The sequence below is a fragment of the Pelotomaculum isophthalicicum JI genome (assembly GCF_029478095.1).
Classification (GTDB): domain Bacteria; phylum Bacillota; class Desulfotomaculia; order Desulfotomaculales; family Pelotomaculaceae; genus Pelotomaculum_D; species Pelotomaculum_D isophthalicicum.
The window spans coordinates 24,635-37,616 of the sequence record NZ_JAKOAV010000033.1 but is presented as its reverse complement, the minus strand read 5'-3'; the positions used below and the strand labels follow the sequence as shown (position 1 = coordinate 37,616).

At 42.5% G+C, this 12,982-nt stretch carries 11 protein-coding genes and 1 riboswitch; of the genes, 9 read left to right on the top strand and 2 right to left on the bottom strand.

From position 1 onward, the window contains the following. Window positions 1-77: 77 nt before the first annotated feature. From L7E55_RS14460 to L7E55_RS14440, 5 genes are all read left to right on the top strand, one after another. Complete coding sequence (locus tag L7E55_RS14460; RefSeq protein WP_277445014.1) at window positions 78-977, top strand: PhzF family phenazine biosynthesis protein; 900 nt, start codon at window positions 78-80, stop codon at window positions 975-977. Window positions 978-1,048: 71 nt separating this feature from the next. Beyond that, entirely contained in the window at window positions 1,049-2,257 is a 1,209-nt protein-coding gene (locus L7E55_RS14455; protein ID WP_338091230.1) for an ArsB/NhaD family transporter, read from the top strand. 470 nt (window positions 2,258-2,727) lie between these two features. After that, the gene (locus L7E55_RS14450; protein ID WP_277445013.1) at window positions 2,728-4,506 is read left to right on the top strand and encodes a sensor domain-containing diguanylate cyclase; all 1,779 of its coding nucleotides are present in this window, start codon (window positions 2,728-2,730) and stop codon (window positions 4,504-4,506) included. Between the two features lie 119 nt (window positions 4,507-4,625). Then, a riboswitch (cyclic di-GMP riboswitch) is annotated at window positions 4,626-4,715 on the top strand. 160 nt (window positions 4,716-4,875) lie between these two features. Next, on the top strand, window positions 4,876-6,243 hold the full coding sequence (locus L7E55_RS14445; protein ID WP_277445012.1) for an ArsB/NhaD family transporter: 1,368 nt from the start codon (window positions 4,876-4,878) through the stop codon (window positions 6,241-6,243). 56 nt (window positions 6,244-6,299) lie between these two features. Beyond that, complete coding sequence (locus tag L7E55_RS14440; RefSeq protein WP_277445011.1) at window positions 6,300-6,488, top strand: hypothetical protein; 189 nt, start codon at window positions 6,300-6,302, stop codon at window positions 6,486-6,488. Between the two features lie 62 nt (window positions 6,489-6,550). Here the strand turns inward: L7E55_RS14440 and L7E55_RS14435 are convergent, their stop codons facing one another. After that, complete coding sequence (locus tag L7E55_RS14435; protein WP_277445010.1) at window positions 6,551-7,945, bottom strand: uridine kinase family protein; 1,395 nt, start codon at window positions 7,943-7,945, stop codon at window positions 6,551-6,553. A gap of 228 nt (window positions 7,946-8,173) precedes the next feature. Between L7E55_RS14435 and L7E55_RS14430 the strand changes: the two genes are divergently transcribed. From L7E55_RS14430 to L7E55_RS14415, 4 genes are all read left to right on the top strand, one after another. Then, window positions 8,174-8,536, top strand: coding sequence for a hypothetical protein (locus tag L7E55_RS14430; RefSeq protein WP_277445009.1), 363 nt, complete (start codon window positions 8,174-8,176; stop codon window positions 8,534-8,536). Continuing rightward, the gene (locus L7E55_RS14425; RefSeq protein ID WP_277445008.1) at window positions 8,529-9,167 is read left to right on the top strand and encodes a DedA family protein; all 639 of its coding nucleotides are present in this window, start codon (window positions 8,529-8,531) and stop codon (window positions 9,165-9,167) included. Before L7E55_RS14430 ends, L7E55_RS14425 begins: the two co-directional genes overlap by 8 nt. A 228-nt stretch (window positions 9,168-9,395) precedes the next feature. Next, the gene (locus tag L7E55_RS14420) at window positions 9,396-10,409 is read left to right on the top strand and encodes a putative Ig domain-containing protein (protein ID WP_277445007.1); all 1,014 of its coding nucleotides are present in this window, start codon (window positions 9,396-9,398) and stop codon (window positions 10,407-10,409) included. 293 nt (window positions 10,410-10,702) lie between these two features. Then, window positions 10,703-11,485, top strand: coding sequence for an enoyl-CoA hydratase/isomerase family protein (locus tag L7E55_RS14415; RefSeq protein WP_277445006.1), 783 nt, complete (start codon window positions 10,703-10,705; stop codon window positions 11,483-11,485). Window positions 11,486-11,668: 183 nt separating this feature from the next. On the opposite strand, the gene L7E55_RS14410 is transcribed toward L7E55_RS14415, so the two are convergent. Then, on the bottom strand, window positions 11,669-12,832 hold the full coding sequence (locus L7E55_RS14410) for a putative sulfate/molybdate transporter (protein ID WP_277445015.1): 1,164 nt from the start codon (window positions 12,830-12,832) through the stop codon (window positions 11,669-11,671). Window positions 12,833-12,982 lie beyond the last annotated feature (150 nt).

Genomic DNA, 12,982 nt, shown 5'->3' with positions numbered 1-12,982 from the left:
CGCTGCTCCTGACATAATGATTGTCGGCGCAACCTCCGGCTGCACACGTCAATTATTGTCTCAGATTACCGCCCCCTTTGGCAAGAAAAAACTATTCATTTCCCGATAGGGAAACTGAGCGGCAACATTTTACATCGGAAAAGTCGCTGGGCAATCCAGCGGCATGCATTTATTTGGGAAACGGTCAAACTCTGAGTACAGATCAGATGCTGGCAATCGCCAGACAGCACAAGGGCTTTGTTTCAGAAGTTATATACTGCAGCGAATCTTCGTCTGCTGACTATAAATTGATTTATTATTCGTCCGAATGTGAAGTAGATTTCTGCGGGCATGGCACTATTGCATGCATGTACAGCCTTATTAAGAGCATCGCTGAATTAATGGAAAAAAGCGAGCTAGTTATAGAAACAAATAATAAGGGTAACCTGATAGTTTATAACCGGATTTCCGAACAGGATGCGGTATTTATCACCGCTCCCGAACCTAAACATATTGGCACAGATCTACCATCAGAAATTATAGCACAAAATTTGAAATTGAGATCGGAACAGATTTGCAATCAGTATCCGATAGATATAATAGATGCCGGATTAAGAACATTAATCGTGCCTCTTACTGCACTTAAAGATGAAGTTAATGTTTATCCGCATGAACAACAACTTAAAAATTTTTGTTTAGACCATGACATTGATATTATTCTGATATTTACCAAAGAGGTACAAAGCACACAAAATATAGCTCACACCAGGGTTTTTGCTCCCCGATTCGGATATTTGGAGGACCCCGCCACTGGATCAGGCAACAGCGCATTTGGCTATTATATGATTAAAAACAAGCTCTGGGATGGCACTGGTACATCAATTGAGCAAGGGAACACAGGAATGGAGTTTAATATTGTGAAATTAATCACCCTGGATGGCAAAATACTATTTGGTGGCCGTGCAACTGAGCGCATAATCGGCAAATACTTAATATAAGCTAGGAGTTGTGGAACCATTTTCGACGAATATTAATTGAAACAAGACAGAAAGTCTGGTAATCTGACAGAATGATGATTGTATCAGGAATAATTCTCGTAGCAACTTTGATAGTCTTTGGAATAGGGAAAATTCCTATCTTTCGGGTTGATCGGGCTGGGGCCGCTATTATCGGCGGAGCACTAATTATGGCCACCGGGGTACTCACTTTCAACCAAGCCGTTCAATCGGTGGACTTTAGGACCATAATTCTGCTTTTTTCCATGATGATCGTAACTACCAGTCTCAAATCGGCTGGGTTCTTCCGGTTTATAGGTAATTACTTGATAAAGAACTTAAAAACCCGGAAGGGATTTCTTTTTGGGGTAGTTATTACAAGCGGACTATTATCCGCATTTTTTATTAATGACATAGTTTGCCTGATTTTAACCCCCATCGTCATTATAATATGCAAAAAAGAGAAGATTCCTCCTTTACCTTACTTAATGGCAGTGGCGACAGCCTCCAATATCGGAAGCGCCGGAACGTTGCTGGGAAATCCGCAAAACATTCTAATCGGGAGCATATCAAATGTATCTTTTTTCTCCTATATTGTTATTGCATTTCCATTGGCGGTAGTAGGGCTATTAATCAACTATTTAGTAATAAGCTGGTTTTACAGAGACCTTCTTGAAGGGGATTTGACTGGCGGTGAACCCCTAAGAAAGGGTTACCACCGATATCTGTTGGGGAAAAGCCTAGTAGTAACATTGGGTATTCTGGCGGGTTTTATTGTCAGCAAGGAACCAGCTATCATAGCCAGTCTTGGGGCGGCATACCTTCTGGTAACACGGAGACTTAAACCCGATAAAATTTATGCTGGAATTGATTTTAACTTATTAGTTATGTTTATTGGTTTATTTGTTGTGATGGGCGGTGTGGAACAAAGTGGGCTTATGAATCGTATTATGGAAATCTTCAGCTTTAAGAGCTTTAGGGTTTTTTCCATCTTAACGATAGCGCTTTCCAATATATTTAGTAATGTTCCAGCTGTAATGTTACTTAAGTCTTTTATCCCTTCAGATGTAAGTTTCTGGTGGATAGGTCTGGGGGTTTTCAGTACCCTAGCGGGCAACCTTACGGTGACAGGGTCTGTTGCTAACCTTATAGTTATTGAAACTGCTAAGCATGAGGGAATTCAAATAAAATTCCTTGACTATTTCAAAGTGGGTTTTCCATTAACTCTTTTATTGACTCTCATTGCCCTTTCTTACTTTACTGTTATCCAGAATTATCTATAAAAATTACCATCGCGGCAATCGTATCGCTAATGCGCGACCCCCATAACCCCCGTTACGAAGGATGAGATAAACAAAACTCACTGCTTCCTAATATTTTTCTAAAAAATTCCCAGATTCAAACATCCTGTCCAAATCAGCTCTGGAAGCTTTCTTTAAATCCGCAGACACCCCATAACCTATTTCATAATTATAATCTTTTTTACCTGTAAATATTTATGATTTCTCTACTCAAAATCCAAGTTGGAACAGCTACAACATACTAATAATACATTCGCTCCAAGTTTCCCCAGTTTCGCCAAAAGGACTTTAGTCCTATTGAACTATAGGACTAAAGTCTAATATAATCAAAAAATAAAGAATATTGCAACATGGGATTTTAATCCATCACACTAATTAAATATTTGGCAAACTACCTGAAAGGATACTACGCAAAGCCACGAGTTTTAATCATCGTTGTAGCGGAGGCACATATGATCACCAGGATACTTGTAATACGAACTTTAGATGTTTTGAAAGGCTTGGTAAATACCGGTAAGATAAAAACACTAGCGAAAAATGCCTCTGCAATTTTTATTCAAGTCTTCACCTCAAAAGCAAATCCGCAATGGGTTAAGAACATTGAAACCATTTTGCACGAAAATTTGCCGGGGGCGATTATCGTCGGCGCTTCTACCTCGGGAGAGATTGCTAACGGCCAGCTATTCACTAACTCTACGGTCATTTCAATAACGTTTTTTAAAGAAACAACCGTAAAAGCCTTTATATTGGACGCCGCAACCGGCGGAGAAGTTGATTTGGGGAAAACTTTACGCGCCGATATTGAAAACACGTGCGCGAAAATAGCGGGTGTGTTGTTGCTGACGACAACTACAACGATGGACGTGTCAGATTTTTTAACAGGCTTTGCCGATGCTCAAGTCGCCTATCCTGTTTTCGGCGGTGGCGCAGGCGAGTATTCATCACCGGTATCAGAAATGAAAGCCCTGATTTTCTGCAACTCCCGGCACACCTTTAAGGGTGTGGTCGCGGTTGCTTTTCTGGGAGATGGGATTAAGATTGAAACACATAACTATCTTGGCTGGCATCCGTTAGGTAAGGAAATGGTTATCACGGAAGTGAACGGCTATTGGGTGAAAAAAATCGACGGTCAACCTGCCTTCAAAATATATCGGCGATATCTGGATATTCAAAATGATAAGAGCTTCCAGCATAACGCCATAGTGTTTCCATTGATGGTAAAAAGAGATGGCAGGCAGTACGCCAGGCCCGCTATGGCAGTCAACGAGGAAAATGCTATCTTATTCCTTGCTGATTTAAAGAAGGGTGAAACAGTTCTCTTCGGTTACGGCGATCCAAACACAATTATTGAACAGGCTGCTGCAGTGCAAAGCCTGCTGGCAGCCTTCGAGCCTGAATCTATTTTCCTTTATAGCTGTGCCGCCAGGCGAGCTTTCTTGCATAACGATGTGGAGTTAGAGACAAAACCATTTGAAAATATTGCACCGACATCCGGATTCTATACACATGGAGAAATAAACAGCAGCCCGAACAGCATCAATCATCTCAATTACACTATGGTGGCGGTAGGCATGAAAGAGCGCAATTACGGCGGGAAAGCCGCGCAAATCCAAAATGGGCATAGGAAGCCGCTGTTTCAGGAGGACGCGGATCTTTTTGCTTACCAACATTCCCGGTTCATTTCCCGTTTGCTCCACTTCATTAGGGCGGTCACGGATGAACTGGAAATAGCCAATAAAGAAACTAGGCGGCTGGCTGAAACAGATCTCTTGACTCAGGCCTATAACAGGGTGAAGGCCTGCGAATTATTGAACAGTGAAAAGAACCGGTGTGAACGGTACGGTTCAGAGTTTTCAATCATTATTTTGGACATAGACTTTTTTAAGGAAGTGAATGACACATACAGGCACATTGCCGGAGATGCGTTCCTCGTCAACATCGTTAAGATCATCAAGAAGCAAGTGCGCGCTCCGGATATGTTGAGCCGCTGGGGTGGAGAGGAATTCCTCATCGCCATGCCGGAAACCGGGCTCGATGGCGCGCTGGTCGTGGCGGAAAAAATCAGGGCTGCGGTTGAACAAACGGTGTTCCCCGGAGCGGGGCATCAAACATGCAGTCTGGGTGTGACTTCCTTCAAAAAGGGCGAACGCATCGAAGAGTTGATTGAACGGGCAGACGCAGCTCTTTATGAAGCAAAACAGAGCGGCCGGAATCGAGTTATAGCTAAATAAATATTATTATGGCTACCTGCAAATCAGCAAGGTAATATATAACGATGGGACATCAAACATGAAAAAAATATTGTACTATGCATGCAATAAATATATAATAAAAAAAAATAATATCGTAACATCGTGTTGGGCAAACCCGTGTGAAAACCGGGGACGCTAAGCCATGGGTCTAAAGCTGGTATATATGCCATGATTGCCAGGCGACAAGGACATTGACTTTACTGGAGTGGGTATAGTCTTATATGACTGTTCCCACCTCTTTTTTATTGCGTTTCTTTAGGATTGTGTTAAATTATATAAATTTTACCTGGAGGTGAAGATAAAACTTAATATTTCAGATGTATTGATATGTGAAAGGGAGGTTAGATCTTGTCGGAAAGTAGTCAGGTCATTTTTGCTACGGCAATTTTTTTAATTACATACGCGGTAATAGTTACAGAAAAAATTCATCGCACTGTGGTTGCCTTGGTAGGAGCCAGTTTAATGGCTTTAACAAAAATATTAGGTCTGGAACAAATTGTTGAAGCTATTGATTTTAACACCATTGGCTTGCTGGTGGGTATGATGATCATTGTGGGTATCACCAAGCAAACCGGTATTTTTGAATATTTGGCAATTAAGGCAGCCAAAAGTTCAAGAGGGGAACCGATCAAAATTATCGCCGCCCTGTCTTTGATAACAGCTATCTTATCCGCGTTTTTAGACAATGTTACCACTGTGCTATTAATTGTGCCTGTTACCTTTGCCATAGCGAGGCAGCTTGAACTTAACCCATTGCCGTTCTTGATTTCTGAAATCATCGCCTCCAATATTGGGGGCACAGCCACTTTAATTGGCGACCCGCCGAACATCATGATTGGTAGCGCCACTGGTCTCGGCTTTATGGACTTTGTCTTTAACCTGACCCCTGTAATAATTGTTATATATATTTTGACCATTTTCTTTATTCAGATCATATATAGAAGACAACTGGTGGCTAGACCTGAACTCAAAGATAATATTATGGAAATTAATGAAAAGGATGAGATAAAGGATCAAAAGCTTTTAAATAAATGTCTGATTGTACTTTTCCTAACCGTTCTAGGTTTTGTCTTGCACCAATATGTACACCTTGAATCATCAGTTATAGCCCTGTCAGGCGCCAGCTTATTGCTTCTGGTTACAATGAGTGACCCGGAGCATGCCTTATATGCGGTGGAGTGGCCTGTTATCTTTTTCTTTGTTGGCCTATTCGTAGTGGTTGGGGCTTTAGAGAAGGTAGGAGTAATTGAAGCAATGGCTAAATGGTCACTGGATGTAACAGGTGGCATCATGGTGCCCACCGCTATGCTGATTCTTTGGCTGTCCGCCATAGCCTCGGCCTTTGTTGACAACATTCCTTTTGTTGCTACAATGATCCCGCTCATTCAAGACATGGGCCGTTTGGGAGGTATCGCGGACTTAAACCTGCTGTGGTGGTCGCTGTCGTTGGGCGCCTGCCTTGGCGGCAATGGAACAGCCATAGGCGCCTCGGCAAATGTTGTCGTTTTGGGTATAGCCGAAAAAGAAGGGCTGCATATCAGCTTTGTTAATTATATGAAGATCGCTTTTCCGCTAATGCTGACGTCCATAGTGGTATCCACGGGTTACCTTCTTTTATGGTACTTGTTCCATAGCATGAGCATGTTGGCAACTCTTGGTATCGCGGTAGTTCTTGCTATACTTTCAAAACTAATTTTCAAGATGTTAAACAAATAAGTTTTTTAATGCTGGACAAATTTACCTGACAAGTTTTAAGTGAGGTGGTTTGCGCCGTGACACCCCAGGAACTATTTGATGCCTTCATCTGTACTATGCAGGAACTCAAAGAACTAAAGCAACAGGCAATGATAGCTAAGAATTATAAAGAAAAGAGAAAGTTGCTCCGCAAACAGAAGGAACTATGGCATCTGCAGTTCTGGCGTTATAAACTGTTTCAAAGATCCGTTTATTATGACAGTTGATATTTTAGATATAAGCAAAATTGCCTTCCCGCGCCGGCTTCGCCGTTGGGAAGGTTTTATTATTAACTTTTATCTGAATAAATAGTGCCTCCGATAAATTCTCTAAGGATAGAATTTAAAGGAACTTTGGAAAATTCCATCGGCTTAAAAAATGACAACAGGTTCATCAGTCGCTCTTTTGTCGCATAATGGGGAGAATCTTCATTGACTTTCTGCAAGGAAGCTTCCGCGAAGGAACGCAAGACGTTCAGCTCATAAAGCAAACTCGAATTAAACATAACATCGCATTCTTCCTGGTATTTAAAGACACTCTTGGATTCACCCTTGCGCACACTATCCCACTGAGAGAAGGTGATATCGGGAATATATCCTCTAAACCGGTCATCTCTGACCATTCTGCGGATCAGCCTAACCTCCGTGGTGGGGACCCTGTTCATTAAGTCGATATTGAGCTCGAACAGCGCGCTAATGTAGATCTTAAAAAAAAGATTTCTGCTCATGTTAGGCAACAGGCCGGGATTTAATGCGTGAATACCTTCAATCAGGAGAATTTCATCAGGGCCCAGTTGCATGGTTCTTGTTTTGTTGGTGCGGCAGCCTGATACAAAATCAAAAATGGGGGTTTCTACAATTTTCCCCTTGACGAGATCTTTTATATGCTGCTGCATTAGTTTAAGATCAAGAGCTTGCAAGGAATCAAAATCATAATTGCCGTCTTTATCGCGCGGAGTCTGCTCCCGGTTTAAATAGTAATCGTCCAGTGAAAGAGGAATCGGCTTTAATCCATTGACCCGCAACTGAGTGGAAAGCCTGCGCATAAAAGTTGTTTTTCCTGATGAGGAAGGGCCGGATATGAGGATTACACGCACAGCGCGGCGCTGTTGAATAATCATATCGGCAATATCGGAAATTTCCTTTTCCTGCAAGGCTTCCGCTATGCTGAGCAATTCCAGGCTCTGCCCCGAGGCAATATATTCATTCACGTCGGGAACAAGCTCCAAATTAAGATTATCCAGCCACTTGCGAGTTTTATCATATGTCTCGGCCAACTTTTTGGGTAAAGTAAAAGGTTTTACTCCTTCTTTCTTTATTTCAGTAAAGTCAATAATAAAGCCCGAAGAAAAGGGAATTAATCTAAAATTATCAATCTTTGAAGAGCGGTTATTCGCCGGATACAATACTTTGATAATGGCATTACCCACCTTATAGTGATAATACCCTCCTTCCCGGCAAATTAATTGAATCAAACTGTCATAATCAGACCATTCCTGCAGCTTGATGCCAATCTGTTTTACTTCTCTCTCTGAGAGCGACGAGCCGGCAAGTTTGCAGAAAACCCCCTCATGAATGGAATAATCGGTTTTTAAAGTTTCCCCGGGGAACATGTCCTGGGTAACTTTTATCAGCCCTAGTTTCACAGTTTGACGATTCAGACGCAAATGAGTTTCTTTTGCCATCAGGTCCACACCTTTGAAGTATTTAATTTTCTGTCTATTCAGATTATAAAACATGCTTTTCTTTGTTACAAGCACAGTTTCCTTGTGAAATGAATGCCGGCTCATAGTCAATACTTGTTATGGCTTGGTCGTGGCACTTGCGTTACAATATAAATGCGAGCAAACGGACTAAAATGATCACTATATTCCAGATGCTAAATCTTATAACGAAAGGGGCACCGGGGGAAAATGAATAGGCGTTTAAAGTTTTTCCTCCTCATCGGGCTAATAATCTTACTGACATTGCTGATATTCAGACAATCGGCAATAATCTATCACAACCTGCATCAAGTTGAATTACCTCACAATAGAAGCAGGCAAAGCAGCTATTTACAAACTCAAAAGTGGATGACAGTAAGTGAAATAGCTCAAAAATACAATGTGTCCGAAAAGGATGTTTTTGAGGCACTCCAAATCAATCCGGAGCAAGGTGATGAAAAACTAAGCCTCAGAGCGCTAAGGAACAAGTACAATAAATCCCCTTCCGAAATGCAATCAAATTTGCGCCAATTGCTCAAAATAACAGACCCGGCAGGCAATGATCATGAATGACTATATAATTTTATTAATCGAGTTTTTCCGGCAGTACAATCTCTGGTTTTTAGGTAGTTTGCTCATACTCCAAAACAATGGGATTCCCCTTGGGTCCAATCTGATCGTGATGGCTTCCGGAGCCTTAGCTTTTTATGGGGAGTTCAGCTTGCTTGAATTGCTGGGGGCAATTTGGCTGTTTTCCCTATTGGGTGACATTCTGAGCTATTGGCTCTGGCAGAACCTTGGGAAATACATTCTGTCGCGTTTTCCAATGATAAACAATTTTTTAAAACCGGGTTTGCAAAAAGCTGCAGATTATCATCACAGATATGGCAAGACGGCCATTGTCATTTCCCGTTTTCCCCTGTCAGCTTTAGGCACTTTCGTAAATGCTTTTGCCGGGATTACTGATTTTAAATTTTGTATCTTTTTTGTGACAACCGCCATTGGAGAGTTGTTGTGGAGTTGTTTTTATTTGGGTTTGGGCTACTGGTTTAGTGATTCGTGGGAGCAGACCGCTCTGCTGGTAAGTCAAATAGGACAGCTCGGGCTCCTTATTTTTGTTTTAGTTGTAATCACATATATTGCCAGAAAGCTCTATTTAGCCTTAAATACAAAAAACAAATCAACCGGGACAAACAATAATTAGCGTAGTTTGCAACGTAGGCAGCGTAACGTTTGCAACCTCACTGTTATTCAAGAATGAATCAAAAAGGTATATCATGGATCATAATTTGCAATTAACCCACAAATGCACACAAAAAGTTCACAATATATAAACAATACTTACACAAAATGAACACCAAATGATAATTTTTAAGTGGTAATATAAAATTAATCGGTGTACCGATTCATATAAAATGAAAGAAGGGGTTTTATGTTGAAATCAAAAAAATGGCGTGTTGGTGCTATTCTTTTAGCTGCGGTTATCCTGACAGGGGCTTTTAGCAGTGCATCATTTGCCAGTTCCAACAATCCCAAAGCTGTTGTAAGCAACATGAACCAAGGGTTTTTCGTGTACAACACAGACTTTAGCGCCGCGGACAACGACTTTTGCCAGAGTTTTACCAGCCAGAGCTTTACTTCAGGTGATAAACAACACCGATTTTTGTCAAAGTTTGGCTTCTTTAAGAACAAGGGTCAAATACGTAAAGGAAACTTTAACAATTACAAGGTGAAGGTGAACGGACACGGTCTTGATCTAGTTGCTCAAGCGTTGGGAATGACAACTGATCAGCTTAAATCCGACCTGCAGGCCAACAAAAAATTTTCTGATATCGTTGCCGCCCAAGGTATGACGATGGATCAGTTTAAGGAAAATATTAAGGAGTTAATAGCAGGACAGACTCCCACCACTCCCGGCCAAACGGCGCTCAGCATCACGACCGCGGCACTGGCAAACGGCCAAGTGAATAGCGCGTATAATACCGGCATCAGTGCCACTGGCGGTACATCACCTTATAGTTTCAGCTTAACAAGCGGGAGCCTTCCCGCAGGGTTAAGTCTGGCCAGCAACGGAACGATCAGCGGCACTCCAACTACCGCGGGCACCTGGAACTTTACCATAACGGTAACAGACAACGCATCGGTCAGCGTGAGCCAAGCATATAGCCTTACCATCGACCAAACGGCGCTCAACATCACGACCACGGCACTGGCAAACGGCCTGGTGAATAGCGAATATAACGCCGGTATCGGTGTCACCGGCGGTACATCACCGTACAGCTTCAGCTTAACCAGCGGAGGCCTTCCCACGGGGTTAAGTCTGGCTAGCAACGGAACGATCAGCGGCACCCCAACTACCGCGGGCACCTGGAACTTTACGATAACAGTAACAGACAACGCGTCGGTTAGCGTGAGCCAAGCATTTAGCCTTACCATTCAGGCCTAAACCCGGCTCATCGGCAGCAACCGACCAACGGAAAAATATAGCCATAATTTAAACCCCACCTCTTCTATATAAGATAGAGTATTGATGGTGGGGATTTTTATTTTGAACCAATCGGCGTTTATGGGGGCAAAATGCTTGATATTGTTAACTGAAGTTGAAGTTTGCAGTAATGATACTGAAAAAAGCCTTCTTGATAAAAATGTTAAGGATTTACATTAATCTGTATAGGGATATAATTATACTCAAACGGAGTCGGTGTTTATATTAATTTCATGATTAATTGGAGGGATAATATGTTCAGTGAAAACAGTAAACCCGTGGGACTAAAAAAAGTTAACAGCACTGTTATATTGACTATTGATAATCCACCAGTAAACGCCCTAAGCATTGAAACCCTTAATGCTATAGATCAAGCTCTAGACCATATTTTGGCGGAAAGAGAGATTAAGTCCGTAATCATAACCGGGGCAGGTGGCGCTTTTATTGCCGGATTAGATATCAAGATACTTCTTTCATTAGATGAGGTTTCCGCGCGAAATTTTATGCACCGTGGTCAGAGTATAATGCAAAAAATCGCGGATTTACCCATTCCAACCATAGCTGCTATTAACGGTCCGGCGCTTGGCGGGGGAAGCGAGCTGGCATTGGCTTGTGACATTCGCTTAGCCGATATCAACGCTCGCCTCGGATTTCCAGAAATAAACCTTGGTGTTATGCCAGGTTTTGGAGGAACTCAGCGGATATCCCGAATGGTTCCCTTGTGTAATGCGTACGGAATGCTATATACCGGAGAATTAATTACTGCCGGGGAAGCCTGCCGGATAGGGATGATCAATCGGGTGGTCCCCCAAGGGCAGGTTCTGAATGAAGCAATCAAACTAACTGAAAAAATAGCGTCTAAAAGGCAGTTAGGAATACAGGCGATAAAACAGGCTGTTAAACTTGGCAAACAGCTTTCTTTACGTGATGGTTTAGCTGTCGAAGCGGAATTATTGGGTAAATTATGTAAGGGTGAAGATGTCAAGGAAGGTGTTAAAGCTTTTTTTGAAAAACGCTCACCTGTTTTTCATGATTAATAATTGAATGTGGCAGCACTGGGGGGGGAACGATGCCCATGTGACTTTATTTCCGCTTCTCCCCCTTTGTTATATAACCAGGCGCCTTAAACGGCCTCTGCAACTTTCTCAAGATTACTCGCAGATGAAGCCAATTCTTCTTTATCCGATATACCAATTGTGTTGTGCACTGTTACTGAAACCCTATACCTTAAACACCTTTCTCTTAAACAGTTCTTGTATTATTATTCCCGCTATGAAGCCGGCGCCCATATTCCAAATGGCAAATCCGGCTGTTGCCAACAACGTATAATAATCACTCTTTTCCCTGCCCACATCACGGGCTGAAGCAGCCAGCTCCAAGCCGGCGAAAAATAAAATTACACCCAGTACGCTCAAAGGAAAAATTTTAAATATTAACAATACCGAACTGCTGAAACATAGTCCTGTTATCAATAAAAAAACACCCACGATTATCAAAGCCCCGCCGGTCCGGGCGCCGAAACGAACGTGTCCGGCCATGCCCCCGGCCCCGTGGCACATGGGGATACCCCCAAATAACGGGGAAATGAGGTTTAGAATCCCCTGGGAAACAGCAATTTTCTTTTCGGTGACAGGCCGTTCAGGAAACAACCTGTTATTTTCAGCTGTTATGGCAATAACAGCGTTACCGAGGGTTAACGGCGCCTGGGGAATGCCCAAAATGAGCGTGCCCTTTACGAAGTCAGTCCATGTGATTTGTCCTAATACAAAGTGGGGCAGTTGGAAATCAAAATGGATACCGGACAATTCCTTAAAAAGCTCAGGATTCCTTACCAGAGCGGCAATTAATCCAAAGATGATTAAGACAAACATGGCGGGGATTCGCCTGCCGGCAAGCAGCATAAAAGTAATTGCCAGAGCGATAACAGCCACGATAAAATCGGACTTCATCATTTTGATACCTTCCATGATAAAGGACAGGCCCAAGCCTAAAACGATACCCCTGACAACCGGTTTGGTAACCATTCGGGAGATAATATCAAGAGTCCCCGTCAGTCCCATGGCCAGCCAGAATATACCGGTAAAAATTCCGGCCCCCCAGACCATACCCGGTGTGATGGCGGCCGCCTGGGTGATTGCGGCGCTGCCGATCGCTTTCATGGGTTGAATAGGAATAGGCGTTCGGTAATACAACCCTGAACAAATTAACAGGATGCCGAATGTAACCAACAAACCCAGCGGCTCTATCTTCATTATCATGATATAGCCCATTGCAAAAGGTATAAATGTTCCCAAATCGCCAAAAGCGCCGGCCCACTCATAACGATCAAAGCGATTACGCGGGGTTTTAACTGCCGCAGTATCAGTGCTTTCCGTTTGAGATATTTAAACTCACCCCTCGCAATGTTTTTTTACCTGCATCTATAATTCAATTCGACAGCACAAACCATAATTCCTATTTAATAAAAATGACTTCATTTTGATTACAAAATGTTTCCCCGGTAAAAAATTGCAATATTCTTCATATTTTGATAA

Excerpts from the sequence above, each read along its gene's own strand:
- L7E55_RS14455 (WP_338091230.1), top strand. The coding sequence starts at position 1,049 with ATGATGATTGTATCAGGAATAATTCTCGTAGCAACTTTGATAGTCTTT.
- L7E55_RS14450 (WP_277445013.1), top strand. The coding sequence starts at position 2,728 with ATGATCACCAGGATACTTGTAATACGAACTTTAGATGTTTTGAAAGGC.
- L7E55_RS14435 (WP_277445010.1), bottom strand. The coding sequence starts at position 7,945 with ATGGCAAAAGAAACTCATTTGCGTCTGAATCGTCAAACTGTGAAACTA.
- L7E55_RS14430 (WP_277445009.1), top strand. The coding sequence starts at position 8,174 with ATGAATAGGCGTTTAAAGTTTTTCCTCCTCATCGGGCTAATAATCTTA.
- L7E55_RS14425 (WP_277445008.1), top strand. The coding sequence starts at position 8,529 with ATGAATGACTATATAATTTTATTAATCGAGTTTTTCCGGCAGTACAAT.
- L7E55_RS14420 (WP_277445007.1), top strand. The coding sequence starts at position 9,396 with ATGTTGAAATCAAAAAAATGGCGTGTTGGTGCTATTCTTTTAGCTGCG.
- L7E55_RS14415 (WP_277445006.1), top strand. The coding sequence starts at position 10,703 with ATGTTCAGTGAAAACAGTAAACCCGTGGGACTAAAAAAAGTTAACAGC.